Consider the following 24357-nt stretch of genomic DNA (forward strand, 5'->3'; position numbering starts at 1 on the left):
GGGAGGGAGGAGATTCCATGCGCTGGATCTATTTGTCCCTGATCATTCTGTTCGCGCTGGCGACGTTGATCTTCGCACTGCAGAACCTTGAAGTCGTGACCGTATCGTTCCTCAGATTCGAGGTCCGCGCGCCGCTCGCGCTGCTGGTGATCGTCGTCTACCTCCTTGGCGCCGCGACAGGTGGCAGTCTGTTGGCCTTGCTGCGCCGGTCCTACGCGGGATCGAGACGGAGCGTCATGGGTTCAGCCTGAGAATTCGGAGCGCCGGTGGAGCCAGAGCCGCCAAACGAGACCGCGCGGAAGCCGATCCTGATCGACCTCGCCTTGCAGGGCGGCGGCTCGCACGGCGCGTTCACCTGGGGCGTCCTCGATCGCCTGCTCGAGGAGCCGTGGCTGACAATCGCGGGGATCTCCGGCACGTCGGCCGGCGCGATGAACGCCGCCGTGCTGGCGTGTGGCTGGACGAATGGCGGCGCCGCAAGCGCCAAGGCGTCGCTTGACGCCTATTGGGAGCGCGTGTCGCGCGCGGCCGCGTTCAGCCCATTGCAGCGCTCGCCGCTGGATCGCCTGATGGGCCGCTGGACCCTTGACACCTCGCCCGCCTATTTCGCGTTCGACCTGATGTCGCGGATGCTCTCGCCCTATGATCTCAATCCGCTCGGCTTCAACCCGCTGCGCACGATCCTCGCGGAAAGCATCGACTTCGATCGCCTCAAGCAGGCCCCCATGAAGCTGTTCGTGACCGCAACGAGTGTACGCACGGGCCGCGGCCGCATCTTCCGCAATGCCGAAATCACACCAGACGTGTTGCTTGCCTCGGCCTGCCTGCCAACGATGTTCCAGGCGATCGAGATTGGCGGCGAGCTTTACTGGGACGGCGGCTATGCCGGCAATCCCACCATCACGCCGCTGGTCCGGGAGACGGACGGACACGACACCATCCTGGTCCAGATCAATCCGCGCGAGCGCACCGACTCGCCGCGCTCCGCAGCCGAGATCCTGAACCGGCTCAACGAGATTTCCTTCAATTCGCCGCTCATGAAGGAGCTGCGCATGATTGCGTTGCTGCGCCAGGTGGCCGATCCGGGCAGTGGCGAAGGCGCACGTTGGGCCGGGATGCGGACGCACGCGATCAAGAGCGATAGGCTCGCGGAGTTCGGCGCGTCGTCGAAGCTGAATGCCGAAAGCACGTTCATCGCGCTGCTCAAGGAGGAGGGACGCCGCTGCGCCGATGAATTCCTTGCAAGCCATGGTGATGATCTCGGCCGACGGTCGACCGCTGACCTCGACGTCTTGCTCACGGAGTGCTGAGCCGATGACGCTGATCGGACTTGCGGGGATGCTTGGCGGGCTCGCTCTTTTGATCGCATTCGCGTTCCGCGGCTGGAGCGTATTGCTGCTCGCGCCGATCGCAGCTCTTGTCGCGGCCCTGTTCTCCCGCGAACCCCTGCTTGCGCACTGGACCCAGACCTTCATGGGCAGTGCCGCGGACTTTCTTGCACGCTTCTTCCCATTGTTTCTGCTGGGCGCGGTGTTCGGCAAGCTGATGGAGGATTCGGGCTCGGTGTCCGCCATTGCGACTTTCATGACGGAGCGGCTGGGTCCAGAGCGAGCGATGCTGGCCGTCGTGCTCGCCGGCGCGCTGGTCACCTACGGGGGCCTGAGCCTGTTCGTCGCCTTTTTCGTTCTGGCGCCGATGGCGCAGGAGCTGTTTCACGCCGCAAATATCCCGCGCCGGCTGATGCCGGCGGCCATCGTGCTCGGCACCTCGACCTTCACCATGTCGGCGCTGCCCGGCACGCCGTCCATCCAGAACGCAATCCCGATGCCGTTCTTCGGCACCACGCCATTCGCAGCACCAGGGCTCGGCATTCTGGCGTCGCTGATCATGCTTGGCTTCGGCCTGTGGTGGCTCGACCGCGAGGAGAGAGCGGCGAAGCGGCGGGGCGAAGGCTTTGGCGGCGGCGCACCGATGCCGGCCGATCGTCTCGCAACCGATGAAAAATTACGCGAGCGGGCGACCACGGCGCGCGAGTTCGATCCGGCGGAAATCGTGCATGGCAAGCAAGCAGACACACCACCGCCCATCGTGCTCGCCGCCTTGCCCCTCGTCGTGGTGATATCGGTCAATCTCGCGATGTCGCTGTTCATTCTGCCCGCACTCGACACGCGCTATCTGGCGGAGGCTCGTTTCGGCGGCGTCTCGCTGGCCGATCTGGGTGGCGTCTGGGCGGTGATATCTGCGCTCGCCTGCGCGATTGTCACGGTGCTCGCAGTCAGTCACAGACGATTGCCGGCTCTCCGCACGACCATGGACGCCGGCGCCAATGCCGCCGTGCTGCCGGCGATGAGTGTTGCGAGCCTAGTCGGCTTCGGCGCGGTCGTGGCCGCCATGCCGGCGTTCGCAGTGGTGCGCGATGCCGTTCTCGGTATCGGCGGCGGCCCACTGGTGTCGCTGGCGGTCGCCGCCAACGTGCTTGCCGCGCTCACGGGATCGGCATCCGGCGGGCTCACGATCGCGCTCGACGCGCTTGGCGCGACCTACCTGGAGCGCGCGACGTCGATCGGGCTCGATCCGGCTCTCCTGCATCGCGTTGCTGTGATCGGATCGGGCACCCTCGACAGTCTGCCGCACAACGGCGCGGTAGTAACGCTGCTCGCAGTCTGCGGCGCGACGCACCGCGAGAGCTATCGCGACATCGTCATGGTCGGAATCGTCGGTGCCCTGATTGCGCTTGTTGTCGTGATCGTAATCGGCTCGATGGCGGGATCATTCTGAGCCGGCTTGAATGCACGGGTGAGAGAGACGCGGCCTTTGGCATCTCATTGCGATCGCCATCGTGCCTCGATCCGGTATAAGGCGCTTGCGCAGGCCTTTCGAGAAAGCGACAGTGCATTGATCGCCACCGGTTCTCTCGGGTCCCCGACACCTTTTTGTTGCTCGAATTGATTGAGCTTCCCAGAATTGTCGAGTGATCTGCTGCTGCGCTTGATTTGCAAGCAGGACAGCCAACACGTCGACCCTTTCGACACCCTTCGGATTATCTCACAAGTCCTGGCCATTCTGATCGCGGTGGGCGGCGTACCGGCCTTTATTTCCCGAAAATGGATTGGCGCCTGACCGTCCTCCTTAAAAAGACACGAGAAAAGGCCTAAGCCGTTCGATGTCCGGCTCGATACCTAGGCCGGGCGCGCCGCTCAGCATTACCTTCCCTTTGGAAACTGCCGGGAAAGGATTGCCCAAGAGCTCGCGAAGCGGGTTGAAGTTGGAATCGACCTCGACGTAACCGTCTCCGCCAACCGCTGCCTTGAGGTGCATCGACGCGACCTGGCCAATGCCCCCTCCGAGCCAATGGGGGCAGAACAGCTTGCCCTGCTCAAGCGCCTGTCGGCCGACTCTGAGACAGCCGCTGAACCCTCCCCATTTTCCGAGGTCAGGTTGGATCACCTTGAGGGCGTTTCCCTCGATCGCTTCCGCGAAGCTCGCGAGCCCGCGTATGTTCTCTCCCCCTGCAAGCGGGACCGGACTCGCCGATGCGACACGAAGCCATTCCGCCGCCGAACGATCCGCCGCAATCGGCTCCTCGAGCCAATCGAGCTCGAATTGGGTGAGCTGCGGCGCAATCCGAATTGCGGTATCCGCGTCCCAGGCCTGATTGGCGTCGACCATGAGCGGAACGTCCCTGCCAAGAAGATCGCGAAGCGCTCGCAGATTGGCGATGTCGCGCTCAAGCCCAAAGCCAACCTTCAGCTTGAACGCGCGATACCCTTCCTTGCGCTTCCGCTCCGCGGTCGCCTCCGGCTCGACAGGATTGATACCTGACGCATAGACCGTTACCTCAGCGGCGCCTGCGAACAACTGCCATAACGGGACGTTCAACCGCCGCCCCACAAGATCCCAAAGGGCCACGTCCGCGCCTGCGATGACCTGGGCCAGGGGTCCCTCCTCGCCGCACTGAATAGCCAGAACGTGCAGCTTGCGGCTGAGTGTCTCGAACGCCTCGAGCGGCGTGGCCCAGTCCCGCTCCAGGAGCAGCGGCGCAACCACATTCTCGAACAGCCGGGCACGGTGCTCGGCGCCAACCGCCGGAAAATTGCACCAGACTTCTCCCCAGCCGACAGCACCGTCCGCGTCCTCGATCCTGATCACAACACTCGGCCGACTGGTCATGACGCCGAACGAGGTGATAACGGGATCTTCGATCGGAGCACGAAAAACCATCGCCTCGACCTTCGCAAGGACGAGGGCAGGATGGCCGGAAGAATATGGAAGCTCCGCCTCAGGCTCCATAATTCGGCGTCCCGTCGTCCTCAAGGATCAGCGCAGCGCCCTTCTCGCCGATCATGATGGAGGCTGCGTTGGTGTTGGATGAGATCATGTCGGGCATTACCGAGGCGTCGACCACACGCAGGCCAACGACTCCCCGAGCCCGCAACTGCGGATCAACGACGGCTCGATCGTCGCTCCCCATGCGGCACGTGCCCACGGGATGGAAAACCGTACCGCCGATCGTCCGCGCGAAATTCAAGAGATCAGCGTCGCCTTGCCGCTGCGATCCCGGCAACACCTCCGCAGCGATGAGGTCGCGAAATGCGGGCTGGGCATAGATCTCTCTCAGCATCCGAACTCCGGCGACGAGCGTCTTGCGGTCCCGCTCTTCGGCGAGATAGTTCGCGTCAATCCGGGGGCTTTCCAGTGGATCAGCAGAGCGGATCGTGATCCGACCGCGCGAAAGCGGTCGGCACTGGCAGGCCGAAGCGGTGAACCCCGAATAGTCATGCAAGGGATCTCCCGGCTTATCGACGGAAAGCGGCATCACGTTGAACTGAATGTCCGCTCGATCGTCCGAAGCATGTTCGGTCTTGGCAAAACCACCGACCTGCCCCGCCCCGACGGTCAGTGGTCCTCGACTGCGCAATGCCCAGTCCAGCCCCATTCTCATGAGCTTGACAGGGTTGCGTACATCATCGTTGAGCGACATGCGCTGCTTCAGTCGCACGATCGTTCGGGCCTGATAGTGGTCCTTCAGATTTTCGCCGACTTCGGGAGCATCCACGACCACCGGCACTCGATGCTGCCGAAGCAGCGCGGCAGGACCGATTCCGGAGAGCTGAAGAATCTGGGGCGACTGGATCGTGCCCGCGGCGAGGATAATCTCCCGCCGGCAGCGCGTGATCTTTACTTCCCGCGATCCCACAGAGGCATATTCGACGCCAACCGCCCGCTGGCCGTCGAACAGGACCCGGTTCACGTAAGCGCGCGGCAGGATGCTCAGATTCGGCCGGTTGCGCACGGGATGCAGGAACGCCCTTGCCGCGCTCGAGCGCCACCGGTTCCGAATGGAAAGCTGGTAGGAGCCCACACCGTATTCGGTCTTGCCGTTCATGTCGGTGTTAAAGGGCAATCCATATTGCTGAGCCGCCTCGAGCCAGGCGCGACAATACGGATGGTCGTTGCGCAACTCAGAGACGCCAAGCTCGCCGCTGCCTCCGTGATATTCGCTTTCTCCGCCTTCGTAGCGTTCCGATCTCTTGAAGTAGGGGAGGACGGAACGGTAGTCCCAGCCTGTCGCACCCTTCTTTGCCCAGTCGTCGTAGTCCTGATGTTGTCCTCGAATGTACAGCAGACCGTTGATCGAACTCGAGCCACCCATCACGCGACCGCGCGGCCACACGATGGCTCGCCCGCCTGCTTCAGGTCCCGGTTCAGTGACAAACAGGCGCGAGAAACGTTCGTCGTAGATGGTTCTGAAGTAGCCTACCGGCAACCGCAGCCAGAAATTCCGGTCCCAGCCGCCGGCCTCGAGCAGCAGCACTCGAACTGATGCGTCGGCTGAAAGCCGGTTGGCGAGAACGCAACCGGCCGATCCGGCACCCACGATGATGTAGTCGTAATCGGCACGCAGCATGCACCCGGAGCTCCGGCTTATGCCTTGATGGCGCTCATGTAGAGCGAGGTATCAAAATATTTGGATGCCGGTACCGGGTCCTGGATCTTCGCGAAGCCGGTAAAGAAGTCCGTAACCTGCTGCAGCCATTTGGTGACCGTGCCGTCAGCATATTTCTGACGCCATTCCCGCGAGGTGAAGACTTTCTCCGCTTTGAACTGCCCCATAAGCTCCGGCAGGGCGACGTTTTGATAGTGCTGCTCCTGCAAGGTGGCGATCGCCTTATCCGGGTTCTGCACCAGATAATCGTTCGCCGTGGCCCACGCCTGGATGATCCGCGTGAGGACATCCTTGTTTTTCTCATGGAAACCGTTCGCGGCAACCCAGCCGTCGACGATCGCTGCTTCCGGATAGAATGCGGACGCGTCGATCAGCATCTTCGCGTCCGGCGACTTCTGTTCCACCGACACGTTGAACGGCACCCAGAGCGCGACTGCGGGGACCGCCTTTGAAATGAAGCCGGTTACCGCATCAGGCATACGCTGGTTGATCAATGTCACGGTTTTCGGGTCGATGCCGTTCTTCCGCAGCGCCGTATCGAGGAAGACGTGAGCAGTGGTGCCGATGGTTGTCGCAATCGTCTTGCCTTTCAGATCGCCGATTGTCTTGATACCCATCTCCGGGTGAACCCAGAGCTGCGCGGTGGCGAACTCGACGTCGTTGATGAGAAACACCTTGCCTTGGCCGCGTGCCGGAAAGTTCGAGAGCACGGCTCCCGTCGCGAGCATGTCGATGCTGCCCCCGGTCATCGCCTGAAAGGCTTCGAGCCCGGTCTGGAACTGGATGTAGTCCATCTCGAGCCCATGTTCTGTCCAGAGTTTCTGCGACTCGGCGAGCCAGATCTGACCGTCCACCGCCAGGGTGTGCAGATAGCCGAGCCTGACCTTCGTCGCCGGTGCAGCGATCGTCGGCGATGAGAGCGTGGATGAGACAGCGGCGGCACCCGCCAATTTCAGGAAATGACGACGATGCATGAGGACCTCCCTGTGGTTTTCAGCTGTAATCTGCCGGCTTGCGCTGCGCTTCCTGCGCAGCGTATTCGCGCATGACGAGATCGTAGATCCGAGACTTCAGTGCGCCGAACTCGTGTGTATCCTGCAGCTCGTGACGCCGGGGATATGCGAATGGAATATCGATCACCTCCCGAATCCGAGAGGGGCGCGCCGAGATCACGACCACCTTCGTCGACAGGTAAACCGCCTCCTCGACGGAGTGCGTGATCAGCAAGACCGTCTTGCCCTCCGCATGCAGGACATCGAGCAGCAGATCATGCATCGCGCTGCGCGTCTGCGCGTCAAGAGCACCGAAGGGCTCGTCCATCAGCAGGAATTCGGGGTTGACGGCGTAGGCGCGCGCCAGGGCCAGACGCTGTCGCATCCCGCCGGACAGCGTCTTGGGGTAGGCTTTCCGAAAATCCCAAAGGCCCATCAGGCGCAGGTATCGCTCCACGGTCGCCGCGCGCTCCTGCGCCGACCTTCGATTTGCCGCGAGCCTCAAGCCGAAGGCGACGTTGTCCTCAACCGAAAGCCACGGGAACACGCCGTAGTCCTGGAACATCACGCCGCGGTCCGGCCCCGGCCCGGCGATTGCCTTGCCGTCCAGCGTCACGCTTCCTCGGGTGGGCCGAAGAAAGCCGGCAACCATGTTCATCAGGGTCGTCTTGCCGCAACCGGAGGGACCGACCAGTGAGACGAACTCGCCTTGCATGATGGACAGCGAGACGTGCTGCACGACATCGAGGCGACCGCCCGCAGTCGCAAACTGCATCGAAATGTCGTCAAAGCGAATGCGCTCGGGCGCGTTGGCTGCGGACATGCTCACGATCCGACCTTGTCCTGCCAGGAGACGAGCCGCGTCGAAAGCCTTCGCAGCACGGTATCCATGAGTAGCGCCAGCGCGCCGATGCAGATGATGCCGAGATAGATGGTGTTGAGGTCAAAGAATGACGAGGCGTTCTGAATCATGGCGCCCAGCCCTTGCTGTGCGGCGACCAGTTCGGCGGCGACGAGCGTTGCCCAGCAGACGCCAAGCGCCACGCGCAGCGCCACCAGCATGTGCGGCACGGTGAGCGGCACCATCACACGCCAGAAGATCTCGAGGTCGGTGGCGCCCAGCGTTCTGGCGACCCGAATGTAGATTGGGCTGATTGCGGCCATTCCTTCGTACATGACGATGACCGCCGCAAAGAAGGAGGCGTAGAAAAGGATAGCGATCTTGGCGATCTCGCCGATGCCGAGATAGACGATAACCAGGGGGATGAGCGCGATAGGCGGCAGCGCCCGAAAGAAGTTGATCAGCGGATCGATCAACCGCCGCACGGGACGATACCAGCCGACGAGGAATCCGACCGGGATGGCCGCGGCCGTGCCGATCAGCAGACCCGCGAGCACGCGCTCGACCGACATCAGGATGTTGATGACGAGATCTCCGTGAGTAAGGCCGCTCCAAAAGTCCGCCACGACCGCCAATGGCGACGGAAGCAATCCCGGATTAATGAGCCCCGTCTCGCGCAGCAGGGCCCAGAGTGCAATCAACGCCACAAAGGGAATGGTCGTGAGCGCGGCGCTAGCGACGACGCTCGAGCTTTTTTCGCCGTCCATCGGCGTCTCCTTCCTTCGCCTCACTAACCGGGGAGGCGTTGCGTGTCTTGTTCTTCTCCGCAGCTCTGCCGCCCCGCAAAAGATCGATTTCGATCTCGATGAGCTGAGCCGGATAACGAATGTTGGCGTAATAGACGACGCGCCCGGTCCCATCGGCGATCGCCCGACGGACGTCCGCTATCGGATCCCCGACGCCGATGTTGAGGAAGGCGGCCGTATCGGCATCGGAAACGGTAATGCGGACGATTTGCTTGGCGGCCCCGATCGTCAGGCCGGGGACCTCGGCAAGCCGCGTCAGCACCGGCACGCGGGTGAAAGCTCCCGCATCCTGTTCGAATATGTTCCGGTCAAGCCATATGTCGATCAGGCAGTAGGCAGCGTCCCCTCGATAATGGACGCGACGCAAATGGCGGTAGGCTTCGGCAGCTTCGCCCGCAATGAAGTCCAGCTCAGGCAAGGCCCTGTTGGCGGCACGCCCAATCGGCAAAACCCTGACACGAAGATCGGCCACTGACGCCAGCAGCTCATCCCACTCCACCGCCAACTTGAACCATCGCTGGGCCGAAAGGTCCTTTGTGACAAAGGTGCCGGACCCGCGCGAACGGCGAATCACCCCTTCGCTCTCGAGCTGCGCCAACGCTTCCCGCAGCGTGGAGCGCGCCACCCCATAGGCCGCCATCAAGTCCTCAAGCGTTGGTATGCGTTGCCCGACGCGCCACTCGCCCTGCTCGATCCTCTGCCGGAACAGCTTCGCGATCTGCAGATAGATCGGCGCCCTGCTTCGCTGAAAGAGAACGGGATCGAAAGTCATAAAGTCCCTATATACGGACTTTTAGCACCGGTCAACCGCTGCCCCGGGCGCGCCAGTTTGAGTTTGACGCGACAGATCGTCGACGTCGCGCGCTAGTCTAGACCGGCACGACATAACCATCGCGGCGGGGATCGCAGCCGCCACTCATCAACCCAGTCGATGGATCCCGCGTCACGCCATGCATGCCGCCAACACGCATGATCCAGTTCTGGCTTGGAATGATGACGTGGCCGCGCCTGGCAAGGGTGGCCAGGACCTCAGGCGCCAACCGCGTTTCCGGTTCGATCTGGCGGCCGTCCCACAAGCGCACGCGCGGCTGCTCGATAGCCTGCTGCAACGGATGACCAAAATCGACGTGCTGGACCAGCGCCTGCACCTGTGTCTGCAAGATGCCGTAGCTACCGGGAGTACCAAGGGCCAACACCGGTGCGCCGTTGCGGGTCGATATGGTCGGCGCCATGCATATGGGCAACGCATCGCCCGGCTTAGCGCGGTGCGGCGAATGCGGCTGCACATCGGCCCAATACATGAAGTTATTCAGCGTCACACCTGTACCTGGCACAATCACCGCAGCGCCATACGGCGAGCCAATGCTGTTGGTCAGGCATACGAGATTGCCGTCACTATCGCCGATCGACATCGAGGTGGTGTGATGTTCGCCAGCGGGCATCCCCACCCATTGCTCCGTCGGCCCATCGATGATGGCGCCGTCGCGCACGCGCGCGCGCAACTTGGCGACATGCGCGTCCGACAGCAGCTCGGCGAGCTTCGCCGGCGGTGGATTGTTATGCGCGATGCGATCGCCGGCGGCGAGGCGAATGGCACGCAGCACGGTATCGACGTGCTCAACGCCGTTGTTATCCATCGCACCGAGTGCGAAACCGTCCAGAATGCGGAGCGCCGACAGCATCTGGAAGCCCTCACAGGGTGGTGGCGGCAAGTTCACCACCAGATCGCGATAGTGGGCGGTGATCGGATCGCTCCACGATTTCGGGATCGTCGTCGCCGTCGCTTCGAGGTCTTTCATCGTCACCGAGCCGCCCGTCGCGGACAGGTGCTCGACCATGGCCCGGCCCAGTGCTCCGCCATAGAGATGACCAGAGCCATGCTTGGCGATCGCTTCATAGGTCCTGGCGAGGTCTGGCTGTTTGAGCACCCAGCCAAGCCGAACTCGGCCGGAGCCCTCGGTATAGTTTTTTGCCCAAGGGGCATAGAGCGCCGGATGCTCGGCGATTTCAGGCGATGTCGAATTCGTTTCAAACTCATTGAATTCGGTGATGCCGTAGCCGTCGTGTGCGGCAGCTATGGCCGGCTGCAGGCAATCGCCGAACGACAATTTGCCGTAGCGCTTGTTCAATTCTGCCCAACCGGCAAGATTACCTGGTGTGCCGACCGCATGGGCGCCGCGTTTTATCTCGTCGCGTTTGGAAAATATCTGATAGGGGAACTTCGCCGGAATCGGCGGCACGAAATTCAGTGTGCGAACCCGCTTTTCGCTCGCAATCCAGCACGTCGCCAGGCCCATGCCGGCAAGGCCCGACATGAATGGTTCGACCACATTGAGCGTCGATGCCACCGCCACGACAGCATCAAATGCATTGCCGCCGCGTGCGAGCATTTTGGCACCTGCTGATGCCGCCATAGGGTGCGCCGCCGCCACGATACCACACTTTGAATAGACTGTCGGACGTGTCCCGTTCATGGCCAACTCCTGATTCGGGTTTTTGCGATGGTGGAAACTACCCGACAGTAGCGGCATGTCGCCAATCCCCTCGCTGCAAATATCGGTTGCACCCGCGGGTCTGATGTTGGGATTCTTCGCTACGCGAACGAGTGTCAGCCGTCCCGCGATCTCCCGGACCGCGCCGCCAGCACCGGGCCCCACGCAAACGAAGTTTGTCCGCTGTGTTAAACGTGGGGTATTTTCGGTCGGTCTCCCGAGAGCGGTTGCAGTGAAGGAAGCGGTGCTTGCCCCGACACTCAGCGCGTGGACGAGGGCGCCTCGCACGATCGCGCCGTGGGCCGGTGGATCGCTGGAGGATTGGCTCACGCCTGCGCGGGCACGACGGCAGGGAAGTCAAGCTCGGGCTGGCAGATGTTGCTCATGAAGTTGGTGTACAGGAACTGGGCCGTGAGGCCGGCGATGGCGACGATGTCGCCGTCGGTGAACCCAGCCGCGCGCACATCGGCGAGGTCCTCATTGCTCACCTTGCCACGCCTGTCTGCGATGGCCTTGGCAAAGCGGACGGCGGCAGCGCGCTTCGGATCGCGCGATTTGCCTTGGCGATTGAGATCGAGCTCCTCGGTGTCGAGCTTCGCGAGCCACGTGCCCAGGAAGACGTGCGACTGCGCGCAGTACTTGCAGCCGCTGTCTTCCGAGACAGCCAAGCCCGTGGATTCGATTGTCGCGACGTCCAGGGTCCGGGAAAGCGTCCCAGAAAGGGCAACGAAGGCTGCGAGTGTGTTGGGACTGAGGGCCATAAACCGGAACAGGTTCGGCGTCCAGCCGAGCCGTTTGGTAACCCCTTCGAGGGTCGCATGGGTCTCGGCTGGCGCCTCGGCCAAAGTCGGAATCGCGATGCGTGACATTGAAGTTCTCCTTTGCGATGCGAGCGGATCTTCGTGGCGCTCTCGGCCAGATCTCTGCTCAAGATGCGTGTCGGTGAGATGAGCAATGATTTACTTCGTCATTGCCCAACCTTGACCTGAGCTGATCAAGCTTTGTTCATGGCGGCTACGAGGGTTTGGAAGCCAATCCATCCCCAATAAACCCGGTGATGGGCGATCAGACCGTTGGCAATATCCATCACCTCGACCAAATCCACCTGGTCGCCCTTCGGGGCCTCGCGCGGATATTCCCAAATCAGCTGCCGTCCGTTGGAAAAGAACTCTCCGGTGCGATACCAGCGGCTCAGTTCGTTTCCGAGCTTGCGGAATCCCGCCTCGAAAAACGGCCTGATCTCGCTCCTTCCCCGCAGAACCCCTTCCTTCCGGTCCTTCAGCGTCACCAGGATCGCCGGCGTTTCGAAAATGGCATCCTCTGCATAGAGTGCGATCAGGCCATCTACGTCCTTCTGCACGATCGTTGTTTGCCATCGGTCGTGGATGTGGCGGATTTGCGCATCGGTGTTGTCGGTCATCGGTAGACTCCTCGCATCAATGGTCGGACCTTACGCGAAGGCAAATGTTACCGACCGGTTCGTAACACGTGACAACTACGAACCGGTCGGTTACATGTCAAGTGAAATCATCGGCAGCAGGGATAGAGGCACGACATGGCCAAGGCAGCGAGACGCAGGGTGGGCAACGCGAAACAAAAGCCGGCGCGCGAGCGGATATTGGCGGTTGCGGCCGACCTGTTCTATCGCAAGGGCATCCGCGCAGTCGGCGTCGAGGAAATCGTCAACGATGCGGGCGTGGCGAAAATCAGCCTCTACCGCAGTTTCAAATCGAAGGACGATCTGATCGTCGCCTACCTCGAACAGCGCAATGTCGAGTTCTGGCAGCAGTGGGACGCGCACTTCTCGCCATTTGCCGACGACCCGCGCACCATGCTCAACGCTATCACGGATTTTTTCGCGCGCCGCACCACGCAGGCCGGGTATCGCGGCTGCCCGTTCATCAATTATGCGAACGAGTTTGCCGACCCCTCACATCCCGGCCATCGCGTGGTCGAGGCCAACAGGCGCGAGTGGCGCCGCCGCCTCACGGCGATCGCCGAGGCGCTCGGCGTGCCGAAGCCGAAGCTCCTTGCGGACGGCCTTTTGCTTCTTGTCGAAGGCGCTTATACGATCAGCCAGACCCTTGGCGGCCCGAAGGGCCCGGGTGCCGCGCTCACGGCCGTGGCAAACGCGATGGTCGTCGGGCATATGCAAAACTGAGCCCCGGACTTGACGCCCAGACTTCGCTGAACATTGGCGACCGTTACGGTTCGCGAACGCCCCTCCCTTCTCCAATACGGAGATGTGCACCTATTGGAGGCTGGCAACCGGGATGGCTCACGCTCCTTAAATTTCAAGCCGAGCTCTTCCTGGAGAGAAGTGAGCTCTCCCGCCCGGTCATTTATGTAGTTCAAAGGATTGCTCCCCGTTAGCTAATCACTTCATAATGCCGGCAAGCCGGAAGCGAAATGCTTCAAACATGACGGAGGGAGCGAATGGCCTATACCCTTGAGCAATTGAGCACTGACATCCGCGAGACTCTTAAGGCGGATTCCGGGGTGACCGGCAAGCAGCTGGTGTGCAAACTTGTGTCGAAGGCGCTGCTCGACCAGGAATTCGTTGCCAGGCACCTGACCGCCGAACAGTGCCGCCCACGCAAGGTGTTGTATGAGGATCCGGAGCTGGGCTTCTGCGTTTGCGGACATGTTTACGAGAACGCCGCTCACGGCGCGCCGCACGATCACGGTTCCAGTTGGGCAATCTACGGCTTGGCGATTGGTGATACGGAGATGACCGACTGGCGCGTTGTCAAGAAAGGTGAGGGTGACGAGCCGACTCTGGTCGAGCCGGCCAAGACTTATGTCCTGAAGCCGGGCGATAGCCACTTCTATGATGTCGGTGTGGTCCATTCGCCGAAGCGAGAGGGGCTCACGAAGCTGGTGCGTATTGAGGGCAGGAACCTGGATCACGTTAAGCGTTCGAACATCAGGGCGGCCTGAGTGAGGCTGGACGGATTGACGACCGGGAAACGCCGCGGCGTCGCAGGTTTGATCGCAACACGAATCTCGACGCCTTCCATGAGAGGCTCGTGGAAGTCGCACTGGCCTGTCGGCGCGGCGCGCGGGGCCGGCTTCGGAAGAAGCAGGATCGCGCTGCCGGCGTCGTCATATCTCCAATGCGGGGGCTGAAGGCATGTCGGGCAACACGATCAAACGCATCGATGCACGAGCATTGAAAGCCCAGCTTCACGATGGCGGCGAGTTGACCCTGCTCGATGCGCGCGAGGAACTGCCGTTCGGCAGGCGCCATCTTCTGATGGCATGTTGCGTTCCGCTCAGCCGATTGGAGCTGCTGATCGACGACCTGGTGCCGCGGCGCGGTACACGCGTCATCTGGTGCGATGATGGTGAAGGCCTGGCGGCGCGCGCCGCGGAACGGATGTCCGCGCTCGGCTATCATGACGTCGCTGCGCTGGACGGCGGAATCGCTGCGTGGGAGGCGGCGGGCTTTCGCATCTATAGCGGCGTGCACGTGCCCAGCAAAGCGTTTGCCGAAGTCGTCGAGCACGAGGCCGGCACACCGTGGATTTCCGTTCGGGATCTTCAGGTGTTGATCGATCGCAAGGCCAACATCGCAATCTACGACAGCCGCTCGTACGAGGAGTACCACAATAACAGCATTCCGACGGCCATCAGCGTACCCGGCGCGGAGCTGGTCTATCGCTTCGCGGATCTCACGCCGTCGCCGGATACAACGGTCATCGTCAATTGCGGCGGCCGCACGCGCAGTATCATCGGGGCGCAATCGCTGATCAATGCCGGCGTGCGCAACAAAGTCGTGTCTCTGAAGGACGGCACCATGGCCTGGCACCTCGCGGGCCTCGAAGTCGTGCGTGGGGCGACGCGAAAGCCGCCCGAGGTCAGTGCGCACGGACTGCAGTCCGCCGGCGAGGCCGCTGCACGGGTTGCCGCGCGCTGCGGCATCGCGCGTATCGACAAGTGTACGCTCGAGTCATGGCGCGCCGAGGCAGCCCAGCGCAGCCTTTACGTCCTGGACGTCCGCTCACCTGAGGAATACGAGGCTGGCCATTTGCGCGGTGCACGCTCGGCGCCCGGCGGCCAGCTTGTGCAGGAAACCGACTCGCATATGGCAACCTGGGGCGCCCGCGTCGTGCTGGTCGACGACAACGGCGTCCGCGCAACCATGACAGCGTCGTGGCTGAAACAAATGGGCTGGCCGGACATTGCGGTTCTGGCCGCCGGGCCGGCCGATGGCGACTGGGTAACCGGACCCCATGTGCCGCGCGTTCCCGGTCTCGAAGCGGCCTCGGCGCCGCAAATCGATGCGATCGATTTGCGCGATCGATTGGCCGCAGGCAAGGTGACGGTGATTGATCTCGACCTGAGCACGCGCTACCGGCTGGGCCATATTCCGGGTGCCTGGTTTGCAATCCGATCGCGCCTTGGCGTTGCACTGACGACGCTCCCCGCCCGTCAGACGATTGTGCTGACGTCGCCAGATGGCGTGCTTGCGGCACTGGCGGCGGTTGAGTTGCAGGCCGTCGCGTCCGTACCGGTGATGACACTTGTTGGTGGCACGCAGGCCTGGGTTCGGGCGGGATTGCCTCTCGAGATGGGGGCAACCCGAATGACGGACCAGCCCGACGATGTCTTTCTCTCGCCGCGCGAGCGCGGCCAGAATCGCGAAGACGCGATGCGCGAATACCTGACCTGGGAGATCAATCTGGCCAACGATATGGCCAAGGACGACGACCACCGCTTCCGCATCACCACATGAACTGAAGCTGTCGCGCTTTTACCTCGCTCTCATCACGCCCGACAGCAGCCGTTCCATAACCGCTCATCGGCACATAAAGCGGGCCAACAATGCAAATCGGCTCTGTGCTAACCGCTCGCCAGCGCCGTTCAGCCAGACGACGGGCGTGATTAGGATCGCGGTTTGACCTTCTTTTCGAAAGCTTTGAAGATGCCGCACGCTGGTTCGACAATTGCGAAATCAGCGAGTCCGATTGTGAATAGGCGCCCAAGATCGACCCCTTCGCCGCTCAATAGATCAATAGCTTAGCTCGCCAATCGGCGTCGGGACCCCCACGCCGATTAACAATGCAGTTCGTCGAGCAAGGCCTTAGCCACCTGCAAATCGCGCGTACTGAAACCTTCCGTGAACCAATCGCGGATTGGTCGAAGAAGCTCTCGAGCTTCGCGGCCTTTACCCTGATCTCGCCAAAGGCGCGCCATGCTCGTCGCCGCACGCAACTCCCAGGATTTTTCTTGTTGCGTGCGCGCAGTCGAAAGCGCGCGTTCAAACGCGGCCTCTGCTCTGGAGACATCAGGTTGGGGTGATAGCAACGCGACCTCTCCCGCTACGCGATGAATTTCAGCTTCGCACCACCTTTCTTTAGTTGTCCGCACGGTCAACAAGGCCTCATCGAGGCAACGCCACGCATCGTCAAATTGTCCAAGCTCTGCATGAGCCTTGGCCAGGTTTGACAGATACCACGGCGTGAACAATGTCGATCCGGTTGAACGGAAGGCTGCAAGGCCAGAAGTTATCATCTTGACGGCACGCGACGTCTGCCCGGTCAGTGCCAAAGCGCAGCCCTGATTTGCCATTCCGATCGCTTTCCAGAACTGAGAGCCTTTCTCATCCGCAAGGGCTTCCACTTCCTCGATGTTTGCCCTGGCTGCGGCTGAATTGCCGCAGAATATGAAGGCAAACGACGTAACGATCAGTGCGTGGTTCAGCGTGGGGATCTGGCCGAACTCGCGCGCGTGGCTCAAGGTTCTGGCTGCATCGGTCAATGCTGCATCCGGATAGCCCAATAGCCAGAGCGCCAAAGCCCGAAATGACAAAATTGCAGTTCGAGCATCCTGACCAAAGCGGGCAGCCAGCGGACGATGTTCGACGGGGTCGTAACGGGCGAGAGCTCGGTCGAGGTGCTCGAGTCCCGGTGCAACTTCGCCTGTATGCATCAGCGTCATGCCCTTCAGGCGGCTGCCAACCATAAGCGGGATATTGGCGTCCCGTTTTTCCGCCAGTGCCAGGAATTGCGATGAGAGTTCGCGCATCCGGTCGCCGCTGAATGCAACGAAGTTGGCCACCCATTGGCCGTAAAGGACAACGAAGGGCAGCAACGGATCCTCAAGGGGCTCACCGAGCGCTTCAGCTTGTTCAACCAGCAACCTTGCCTGCTCGACTGCAGCGTTGGTTTCCGGCGCGGCGTAACCTTTGACATGGATCAGCGGGTTTATCAGCGCGAATTGAAGCCGGATCTGTTCGCGGCGCAGCTTTGGTGTGGAGGGGAGCGCGGCGATCTGCTCAAGTGCACGGCCGAGTTGGGCCAGCGCCTCGAGCAAAGCCGAACGCGCCAAGGACCGTTCTCCCGCCTTACCCCAGAAGTCGACCGCCTTCTCGATTTCGCCGGCTTCGGTATAGTGCCGCGCCACGAGCTCGGGATTGCTTTCGGCGACGTCCGCAAATCGGCTGCAGATGGTCTCCGCGATTTTCGCGTGAAGGGCCCGTCTGGGCTCCCTCAACAGGGTGCCGTAGGCAGCGTCCTGCACCAATGCGTGTTTGAACAGGTATTTCGCATGCGGCGGGATGCCCTGACGGAACAACAGTCCGGCGCTGATCAAACTATGCAGTCGCATCTCGAGTTCTGCCTGCGGCTTGCCCGTGACGGCTGCGATGAGCGCGTGCGAAAATTCGCGGCCGATCGCCGCGCCGATTTGAGCCAATTCCTTCGCAGGACCTAGCCGGTCGAGACGCGCCATCAACGAGGCATACAGCGTCGCTGGAATTTCAAACCTTGGGTGCGGAATGGCGGCCGTGGTTTTCCGGGCCTCGTCCTCGTTCTCCGCCTCGAGCACCGCTTTCGTCATCTCCTCGATGAACAGGGGAATGCCGTCAGTCCGTTCAATCATGTCCTCGCGAATGCCTGCGGGCAGGATCTTGTTGCCGATCATGCGGTCGACGATCGCGTCGATGTCCCGCCGGCCAAGGCGATTGATGGTCAGGGCGCTCACATGCGGAAGCCCAATCCAAGGCGGCTGAAATTCCGGACGATATGTGATGACCAGCAACGCGCGGAGCGTCACGATCCGCTCCAGGATGAGGCCAATGAGCTCGAGACTGGTAGGATCAGTCCAATGCGCATCCTCGAAGATCAGCAACACCGGTTCTGACCGCTCAAACGCTTGGACCTGGGTGAGCAGCGCCTCCAGTGTCTTCTTCCGGACTTGCTGCGGATCCAAGTTAAGCCGCGGATAACGACCGTCATTCGGGAGCGACAGCAGTTGGGCAAGGAGGGCCGAATCTTCAGGAGAAGTCGCGCTCCGTGCCAGCAAGGAATCGAGCTTGTCGAGCTTATCCCTCGCAGTATCATCGTGTTTCAGTCCGGCAGCGCGCTCCAATTGGTCAATGATCGGATAGAATGCGCCATCGGTGCGCTGGGGTGAACAAAAGAAGCGTAGCCGCGTATGCTGGTCGTCGCTGATTTGTTGCAGCAGTGCCATGGTCAATCGGGATTTGCCGATTCCGGCCTCGCCCGAAAGAAGCACAACCTGCCCCTCACCACTCTTGGCTCTCGACCAACGCCGCAGCAGCAATTCCGACTCCTCTTCCCTCCCCACAAACGAGGAGAGGTCATCGGCGTGGAAAGCTTCGAAGCGGCCCTCCACCTGCGCCGATCGCAATGCAGCCCAGACCTGGACCGCACCGTCGATACCCTTGAGCTCCCGGTGGCCGAGATCCTGCAGTTCGAACAGATTGCCGAGGAGACGTCTTGTGGCATCCGCGATCACCACCATGTCCGGCTCGGCAAGCCCTTGCAGCCGCGCTGCGAGGTTCGGCGTCTCGCCCACGATCCCCCGCTCCTGTGCCTGCCCCGATCCGACGAGATCGCCGACCACCACCAGACCCGTCGCAATGCCGACACGGGTCTGCAGCGGCGTATCCATCTTCAGTTTCGCGACGGCCGCGACCAACTCCAGGCCCGACCTTACGGCTCGTTCCGCATCGTCCTCGTGCGCTTCCGGATAGCCGAAATAGACGAGCACTCCGTCGCCCATGTATTTCGCAACAAAGCCTCCGAAGCGGCGAACTGTTTCGGCGACGCATTTCTGATAGGCCGAGATCAGCTTGCGCAGATCTTCCGGGTCCATCCGGGTCGACAACGCCGTCGAACCCACGAGATCGCTGAACAGCACGGTGATCTGCCGCCGCTCGCCGGCATCGGCCGCCGGCTCCGCCGCTGATATGGGCGCGGGAGCAAGACGTTCCGCTTCCTTTGCAAGCTCGGCAATGGCCGCCAGAAGCTTGATCCGGGCTCCCATCGGAAGACCCAGTTCGCGCAAATGGTCCTGGGTCAAGTGAGGCAAGACCGTTTCGTCGATGCCATTGTCGCGGAATGTCGCCTCAAAGCGTTCGAGACCTTGGTTACGCAGCCAATTCCCGAGGTCCATGTCGGCGTCCCAACTGTTTGCGCCGGTACATCCGTGGCGGGTCGCCAATTGCTCACTGGTCCGAGTGACGATTTCCGCTCGTTAATACTGCGCCATTCTCAGAGAGTCCGTTTTGCTCGCCCTGATATCCTATTTTACGACGCGCCAAGGATCGACCTTATCAAGTGATCCGCACGCTGTATCTCATGGCATGAAGATACGAGACAAAAGGAAAAGCGCACATTTGGGAAACTAATCCGAGGTCAAAACATAAAAATATCATTAGAATCAACAAGACATGGCGGAGAGAGTGTCCGCCGGGAAATGAGAGAAACGCCCATTTTATCGGGGTCAGTAGCATGCACCTTTTTGCTACATACACCTGTACATACACCTCGCAAGGTAGTTTCCCCGCGCGTTGAGAGCCAGCGATATTCATCGGCCGTCTTTCAGAATCTTAGCACCAGAGCATACTATTCCCAAAAATGGAAATCCCTTCTTCCATTTTTGGGAAATCCGCGCTAGCGTCCGCTCGTATGCTGGTTATCGGCACGGACATTGTTGAGCGCTACTTTGCCGAACGTTCCGGCCATCGCGGTATCGACGCGGCGCGCGCCCAGTACCGGGCGTGGCTGGCGATCGCGGAGGCTTCGGACTGGCGCACGCCGCAGGACGTGAAGCGTTCGCATCCCAAGGCGAGCATCCTAAAAGGCGGGCGCGTAGTGTTCAATATCAAGGCCAACGACTACCGCTTGATCGCCTTGGTACAATATCGCGACGGCGTGTTGATAATCCGCTTTTTCGGCAGTCATGAAGACTATGATAAGGTGAATGCGGAGGCGGTGTGATGAAGGCGACTTTGATCATTATCCAGAATGAGGCCGATCATGAGACGGCGAAGGCGCTTGTCAGCAAGCTGATGCGATCGAGCGAGGCTGACGACCGCGCGCGCATGGTGGCGCAGGCTCGCCTGATCGAGGCATATGAACGCACGCGATGGCCGCGCAAAGCGCCGCCGTTGCCCGATTTGTTGACCTATCTGATGGAGCAGCATGGTTTGACGCGCGCTGATCTTGTGCCGCTTCTGGGCACGGCGAGCCGTGTCAGCGAGGTCATGTCGGGCAAGCGCGAATTGAGCATGACGATGGTAAAGCGCCTGCGCGAGCGTTTCCATGTTCCGGCGGATTTGCTGATTTTGGCCAGTGAGAGTGTCGCGGCCTAAGCCGGATAGGGACGCGCCAGTAAGTCAAGTATTTTCCAGACTTCGGTGGCGGTCTAAAGCGATGAGTATGGAGGCCCGGAGGACCGGTGCGAGGAAATGGTACAACTATCGCCCTCACTAGACCTCATCGAACTCGGGTTTCGGACGCCATGAGACGGGGTCGGCAATCCAGCGGTTGATGTCGGACTCATGCCAACCGGTGCCGTTGACGCTGATTTTGATCTGAGCCGGGAAGGTGCCCTGGGCGATCTTACGGTAGATGGTGGAGCGGGACAGCCCGGTCCTGGCGAGGACGGTTTTCAAACGGACGATACGATCTGGTTCGCGCATGGCCGCGCTGCCTCCTGCTGGCTTTTTCTGACAGCTTCTGGGACCAGACAGGACAACGGTTGCAGACGCGCAAGCGCATTTTACACATCGTCGTACTATGGCGTTCAGACGGCGGCAAACAGGATGATGGATCAAATTCCAAGGCCCCGACCCCTTCCAAGATCGATGCCATGGGTGAAGGCCAATTCGAGGCCGAGCCGGCGTCCTGATTCGAAGGAGATGCCGAGCTCTCTCTTGCGGTTTTCGAGGATGGATTCCAGTTGCGGATCGCGTTCGAGGCTTTTGGCCATGTCGCCCATCGCAGAGCGCGTCGCCTTGCAGCCGTACATGTCGCCGGCCTGATACTGGCGCTGACTGGTCTGCTTGAGCTCCTGCCAGCGCTCCACGAAACGGTCGGCGCGGCGGCTGGGATCGATGCGTAACTCGGTTTCGAGCTGGAGGGCGCGGATGGCGCGGTTGACCCGGCCCAACCCAGCCTCGCGGGCAAGATCCGGGCTCTTCTTGTAGGCGGCCTCTGCATCATGCGAGCCATAGGGCCGCACCTCCTCGAAGACCTGGCGGGCCTTTTGTAGCTCTTTCACCTGCTCGGGACTCGCCTTGCCGCCCATCTCCTGCGCTTCGAAGATCGCATCCACGGCGCGGGCATGGCGCACCAGCGCCTTTGTGCGGACACGACGCAGGGCTGCCTCGGGATCATCTGCAACCTCTTTTGCTGGCGCTGCAGGTTCGCGCCTTGCGGCGTCCACGCCCCCAATTCCTTTTTCCGGCGGCTGCGCGGCGTTCCCGCCAGCCGCGCCGTCTCCGGGCGAGCGCAATCCTTCGAGCAAGCCATCGATCCTGTCACGCACATTCTCCGGCACGACCCTGCGCACGATCTCTGCGACCCGCTCGCGGAAGGTAATTCCGCGCCGCTCAGCATACCCCTGCGCCGGATCGGTGCGTTCGTAATCCGAGGCCATGTCCTTGGCGCGGTCGCGTGACAGGGTGCGGGTAAGGCGGTCCTGACCGGCAAAGTCGTCACGACCATAATGCAGCTCCATGCCATCGCGGTGCCGCGAGAGAGCGACATAGCTGCTGTGGGCGTCCAGGCCCGGCGTCGCCAGCACATGGGCGCGGTCCACCGTCATGCCCTGAGCCTTGTGAATGGTCGCGGCATAGCCATGGTCGATCCGATTGTAATCCTTGAGGTCGAAGCGGACGGATCGGCCATCGTCGGTCTGCACGGTCATGGATTGCGCGCTGACCTGCTCGATGGACCCGAGCGTGCCGTTCTTGACGCCCAGGCCGCGGTCATTTTGCAGAAACATGACGCGATCCCCGCGGGCGAACTGCCGCGTGCCGCGTTCGACCATTATACGCACCTCATCGCCCAGATCGCCGGCGGTCCGCATCCGCTCGCGCGCTGCCTCGTTGAGGGCGCGGACTTCGTCGTTGGTGTGGGTGAGGATGATCCGGCTGCGATCCGGTGATGCCTGCCGGTCGCGGTCCCAGCGATCGATCAGATCGCCTCGCGCCTGCTTGCGGGTCTGGGCCTCATGCATCCTGCCGTGGGAGCGGTAAGCTCCAAGCGCATTGCCGATTTTGCCATTGGCGAGATCACGCGTGGCGTCGCGCTGCCAGTCCTCCCGCTGACGGCGAACCTCGCCGATTTCCGCCCCGCCGTGGCGTTCGTGAATCGAGCGGAAGGCCGAACCCGCCTCGATGGCCTGCAGTTGTTGCGGATCGCCGACCAGCACGACTTTGGCACCAGCGTCGGCAGCATGGGATAGGACGCGCTCCAACTGCCGTGTGCCGACCATGCCCGTCTCGTCGATTACCAGGACATCGCGCGACCTGAGCAGGTCGCGCCCTTGTTCCCAGCCGTGTTCCATACTGGCGATGGTCCGGGAGGATATGCCCGATCCGCTTTTGAGATTTTCCGCCGCGATGCCAGACAGCGCCGCGCCCCGGACCTCGTAGCCCGCGGCCTCCCATGCCGCCCGCGCCACGGCCAGCATCGCGCTCTTTCCGGTTCCGGCATAGCCGACCACGACGCCTAAATCGCGCCCATCCGTGACATGCGCCAGCGCGTCGGCCTGCTCGCCCGACAGGACGAGACCGCGCCGTTCAGCAAGCGCCAGCACCGCTTCGCGATCCGCGTCACGCACCTCGTGGCGCTCCCGTTCAGCCATCAGTTCGGCCGCGCGATGCAGGCGCTGTTCGGCCTCGATCATTTCGTGCGTAGTGAAGCGATCCTCGCCGCGAGCGTCCTTGCCGAGTTCGACCAGACCAGGTGCACCGCGCATCGCGCCCATGACCTCGTTGAATTGTTCGATCCCGTCGCTATGCCGGTGCGCAAACTTCGCTATGTCGCGCTGCGTGAAGGTCGATTGCTGATGCGTGATCGCGTCAAATGCAAGCGACGGCTTGGCGATGATCCGCTCGCCATTGCCGCGCGCGATCTCGCGGTGCATCTCGGCGCGGTCGGCCTTGGTCCCTTCGTTCTCGATGCCCCGATCCTCGATACGCTTGGCGGCCGCGCCGATCTGGGTTTGCGGCTCCAGCGCGATGCGCTGGGCTTCGAGGCTGCGATGGTCAATGCGCACGTCGATGTCGAGTTCGGCCAGGCGCTCATTGGCAAGCTCGGCCCAGCGTTCGCGCCAGCGCTCCACCATCGCGGTGCGGTTCCATTCCCGCACCTTTTGGCCAAAACCGTTCTCGTCCACCGCGCGCATGGTCAGCATGACATGCGCATGCGGTTTGGGCATGCCGTCCTCGGCCATGTCCCAATGCACATTGAGATCGGCGATCATGCCCCGATCGACGAATTCGCCCCGAACGAAGTCGCGGGCCAGTTCGATGCCGTCGCGCTCACTCATCTCGCGCGGGATGGCGAATTCGACCTCACGGGCAAGCTGGGCGTCGTTGCGGACTTCGAACGCCTCGACATCGTTCCAGAGCCGTTCGCGGTCGCTCCACGCTTCCGGCGCGTTCTCCGGCAGCATCACCTCGGAATGGACGACGCCGCGCTTGCCAGAAAAATCGTGGCTGCGATCAAGGCGCTAGTCGCGCAACCGCGAGGCGGAGCGGTAGGCGGCTGACGCCACCGCGCTGGAACCAGACTTGCGGCCAATGACCTTGACGTGAAGATGATAGATCGCCATCGCGACTGGATCATCTACATGGCGAAGCGCACGTCGGAACGACGTATAAGCGCGCCCTCCCTCGAAAAAATCTCGGGAAGGACTATCCCGTCTCAGCTCGTCCTGATGACCTTACAGCATTTTGCCGGCTGCCGAGGTATCGTTTCTCCATCATCACGATGGAGACGACGATGCGCAAGCC

General features: G+C 61.8%; 19 protein-coding genes and 1 pseudogene. 8 read left to right on the forward strand and 12 right to left on the reverse strand.

Annotated features, from left to right (window positions below; all coding sequences use genetic code 11):
* Window positions 1–17: 17 nt before the first annotated feature.
* Genes VKR55_RS16595 through VKR55_RS16605 form a run of 3 tightly spaced genes read left to right on the forward strand, consistent with a single transcriptional unit; the run spans window position 18 to window position 2778 of the window.
* Window positions 18–251 (forward strand): LapA family protein, encoded by a 234-nt coding sequence (locus VKR55_RS16595; protein ID WP_324404995.1) that lies wholly within the window; start codon window positions 18–20, stop codon window positions 249–251.
* A gap of 15 nt (window positions 252–266) precedes the next feature.
* Complete coding sequence (locus VKR55_RS16600) at window positions 267–1310, forward strand: patatin-like phospholipase family protein (RefSeq protein ID WP_324404996.1); 1044 nt, start codon at window positions 267–269, stop codon at window positions 1308–1310.
* A gap of 13 nt (window positions 1311–1323) precedes the next feature.
* Window positions 1324–2778, forward strand: coding sequence for a GntP family permease (locus VKR55_RS16605; protein ID WP_324405013.1), 1455 nt, complete (start codon window positions 1324–1326; stop codon window positions 2776–2778).
* 351 nt (window positions 2779–3129) lie between these two features.
* Here the strand turns inward: VKR55_RS16605 and VKR55_RS16610 are convergent, their stop codons facing one another.
* The 9 genes from VKR55_RS16610 to VKR55_RS16650 all read right to left on the reverse strand — a co-directional run bounded on the left by VKR55_RS16610 (window position 3130) and on the right by VKR55_RS16650 (window position 12498).
* Window positions 3130–4290 (reverse strand): mandelate racemase/muconate lactonizing enzyme family protein, encoded by a 1161-nt coding sequence (locus tag VKR55_RS16610; protein WP_324404997.1) that lies wholly within the window; start codon window positions 4288–4290, stop codon window positions 3130–3132.
* Complete coding sequence (locus VKR55_RS16615) at window positions 4280–5908, reverse strand: GMC family oxidoreductase (protein WP_324404998.1); 1629 nt, start codon at window positions 5906–5908, stop codon at window positions 4280–4282. Before VKR55_RS16615 ends, VKR55_RS16610 begins: the two co-directional genes overlap by 11 nt.
* A gap of 17 nt (window positions 5909–5925) precedes the next feature.
* Entirely contained in the window at window positions 5926–6921 is a 996-nt protein-coding gene (locus VKR55_RS16620; protein ID WP_324404999.1) for an ABC transporter substrate-binding protein, read from the reverse strand.
* Window positions 6922–6940: 19 nt separating this feature from the next.
* Entirely contained in the window at window positions 6941–7678 is a 738-nt protein-coding gene (locus tag VKR55_RS16625) for an ABC transporter ATP-binding protein (RefSeq protein ID WP_324405000.1), read from the reverse strand.
* An 86-nt stretch (window positions 7679–7764) separates the two neighbouring features.
* Window positions 7765–8547, reverse strand: coding sequence for an ABC transporter permease (locus VKR55_RS16630; protein ID WP_324405001.1), 783 nt, complete (start codon window positions 8545–8547; stop codon window positions 7765–7767).
* Window positions 8513–9358 carry a GntR family transcriptional regulator gene (locus tag VKR55_RS16635; RefSeq protein WP_324405002.1) on the reverse strand — a complete coding sequence of 282 codons (846 nt, stop codon included), beginning with the start codon at window positions 9356–9358 and terminating at the stop codon, window positions 8513–8515. Before VKR55_RS16635 ends, VKR55_RS16630 begins: the two co-directional genes overlap by 35 nt.
* Window positions 9359–9455: 97 nt before the next feature.
* Window positions 9456–11117 (reverse strand): gamma-glutamyltransferase family protein, encoded by a 1662-nt coding sequence (locus VKR55_RS16640; RefSeq protein WP_324405003.1) that lies wholly within the window; start codon window positions 11115–11117, stop codon window positions 9456–9458.
* 287 nt (window positions 11118–11404) lie between these two features.
* Window positions 11405–11947, reverse strand: coding sequence for a carboxymuconolactone decarboxylase family protein (locus tag VKR55_RS16645; protein WP_324405004.1), 543 nt, complete (start codon window positions 11945–11947; stop codon window positions 11405–11407).
* Window positions 11948–12072: 125 nt separating this feature from the next.
* A complete protein-coding gene (locus VKR55_RS16650; RefSeq protein WP_324405005.1) occupies window positions 12073–12498 on the reverse strand; it encodes a nuclear transport factor 2 family protein in 426 nt (141 codons plus the stop codon).
* 135 nt (window positions 12499–12633) lie between these two features.
* On the opposite strand from VKR55_RS16650, the gene VKR55_RS16655 reads away from it, so the two are divergent.
* The 3 genes from VKR55_RS16655 (at window position 12634) to VKR55_RS16665 (ending at window position 15816) form a co-directional block, all read left to right on the forward strand.
* Window positions 12634–13239: a TetR/AcrR family transcriptional regulator gene (locus VKR55_RS16655; RefSeq protein WP_324405006.1), complete on the forward strand. Its 606-nt coding sequence runs from the start codon at window positions 12634–12636 to the stop codon at window positions 13237–13239.
* Window positions 13240–13514: 275 nt separating this feature from the next.
* Window positions 13515–14018 carry a hypothetical protein gene (locus tag VKR55_RS16660; protein WP_324405007.1) on the forward strand — a complete coding sequence of 168 codons (504 nt, stop codon included), beginning with the start codon at window positions 13515–13517 and terminating at the stop codon, window positions 14016–14018.
* Between the two features lie 193 nt (window positions 14019–14211).
* Complete coding sequence (locus VKR55_RS16665) at window positions 14212–15816, forward strand: rhodanese-like domain-containing protein (protein WP_324405008.1); 1605 nt, start codon at window positions 14212–14214, stop codon at window positions 15814–15816.
* 320 nt (window positions 15817–16136) lie between these two features.
* Here the strand turns inward: VKR55_RS16665 and VKR55_RS16670 are convergent, their stop codons facing one another.
* Window positions 16137–19502 (reverse strand): adenylate/guanylate cyclase domain-containing protein, encoded by a 3366-nt coding sequence (locus VKR55_RS16670; RefSeq protein WP_324405009.1) that lies wholly within the window; start codon window positions 19500–19502, stop codon window positions 16137–16139.
* A gap of 515 nt (window positions 19503–20017) precedes the next feature.
* Between VKR55_RS16670 and VKR55_RS16675 the strand changes: the two genes are divergently transcribed.
* Complete coding sequence (locus VKR55_RS16675; protein ID WP_324405010.1) at window positions 20018–20329, forward strand: type II toxin-antitoxin system HigB family toxin; 312 nt, start codon at window positions 20018–20020, stop codon at window positions 20327–20329.
* Entirely contained in the window at window positions 20329–20703 is a 375-nt protein-coding gene (locus VKR55_RS16680; RefSeq protein WP_324405011.1) for a helix-turn-helix domain-containing protein, read from the forward strand. The genes VKR55_RS16675 and VKR55_RS16680 overlap by 1 nt, the downstream gene beginning before the upstream one ends.
* A 117-nt stretch (window positions 20704–20820) precedes the next feature.
* Here VKR55_RS16680 and VKR55_RS16685 read toward each other — a convergent pair whose 3' ends face one another.
* Complete coding sequence (locus VKR55_RS16685) at window positions 20821–21033, reverse strand: helix-turn-helix transcriptional regulator (RefSeq protein ID WP_324405012.1); 213 nt, start codon at window positions 21031–21033, stop codon at window positions 20821–20823.
* Window positions 21034–21164: 131 nt separating this feature from the next.
* Window positions 21165–24176, reverse strand: a pseudogene (traA, locus tag VKR55_RS16690) (Ti-type conjugative transfer relaxase TraA).
* Window positions 24177–24357: the final 181 nt, after the last annotated feature.

This window comes from Bradyrhizobium sp., assembly GCF_035309285.1.
Lineage (GTDB): Bacteria > Pseudomonadota > Alphaproteobacteria > Rhizobiales > Xanthobacteraceae > Bradyrhizobium.

Excerpts from the sequence above, each read along its gene's own strand:
- VKR55_RS16595 (WP_324404995.1), top strand. The coding sequence starts at position 18 with ATGCGCTGGATCTATTTGTCCCTGATCATTCTGTTCGCGCTGGCGACG.
- VKR55_RS16610 (WP_324404997.1), bottom strand. The coding sequence starts at position 4,290 with ATGGAGCCTGAGGCGGAGCTTCCATATTCTTCCGGCCATCCTGCCCTC.
- VKR55_RS16615 (WP_324404998.1), bottom strand. The coding sequence starts at position 5,908 with ATGCTGCGTGCCGATTACGACTACATCATCGTGGGTGCCGGATCGGCC.
- VKR55_RS16620 (WP_324404999.1), bottom strand. The coding sequence starts at position 6,921 with ATGCATCGTCGTCATTTCCTGAAATTGGCGGGTGCCGCCGCTGTCTCA.
- VKR55_RS16630 (WP_324405001.1), bottom strand. The coding sequence starts at position 8,547 with ATGGACGGCGAAAAAAGCTCGAGCGTCGTCGCTAGCGCCGCGCTCACG.
- VKR55_RS16635 (WP_324405002.1), bottom strand. The coding sequence starts at position 9,358 with ATGACTTTCGATCCCGTTCTCTTTCAGCGAAGCAGGGCGCCGATCTAT.
- VKR55_RS16640 (WP_324405003.1), bottom strand. The coding sequence starts at position 11,117 with ATGCCGCTACTGTCGGGTAGTTTCCACCATCGCAAAAACCCGAATCAG.
- VKR55_RS16645 (WP_324405004.1), bottom strand. The coding sequence starts at position 11,947 with ATGTCACGCATCGCGATTCCGACTTTGGCCGAGGCGCCAGCCGAGACC.
- VKR55_RS16650 (WP_324405005.1), bottom strand. The coding sequence starts at position 12,498 with ATGACCGACAACACCGATGCGCAAATCCGCCACATCCACGACCGATGG.
- VKR55_RS16655 (WP_324405006.1), top strand. The coding sequence starts at position 12,634 with ATGGCCAAGGCAGCGAGACGCAGGGTGGGCAACGCGAAACAAAAGCCG.
- VKR55_RS16660 (WP_324405007.1), top strand. The coding sequence starts at position 13,515 with ATGGCCTATACCCTTGAGCAATTGAGCACTGACATCCGCGAGACTCTT.
- VKR55_RS16665 (WP_324405008.1), top strand. The coding sequence starts at position 14,212 with ATGTCGGGCAACACGATCAAACGCATCGATGCACGAGCATTGAAAGCC.
- VKR55_RS16670 (WP_324405009.1), bottom strand. The coding sequence starts at position 19,502 with ATGGACCTCGGGAATTGGCTGCGTAACCAAGGTCTCGAACGCTTTGAG.
- VKR55_RS16675 (WP_324405010.1), top strand. The coding sequence starts at position 20,018 with ATGCTGGTTATCGGCACGGACATTGTTGAGCGCTACTTTGCCGAACGT.
- VKR55_RS16680 (WP_324405011.1), top strand. The coding sequence starts at position 20,329 with ATGAAGGCGACTTTGATCATTATCCAGAATGAGGCCGATCATGAGACG.
- VKR55_RS16685 (WP_324405012.1), bottom strand. The coding sequence starts at position 21,033 with ATGCGCGAACCAGATCGTATCGTCCGTTTGAAAACCGTCCTCGCCAGG.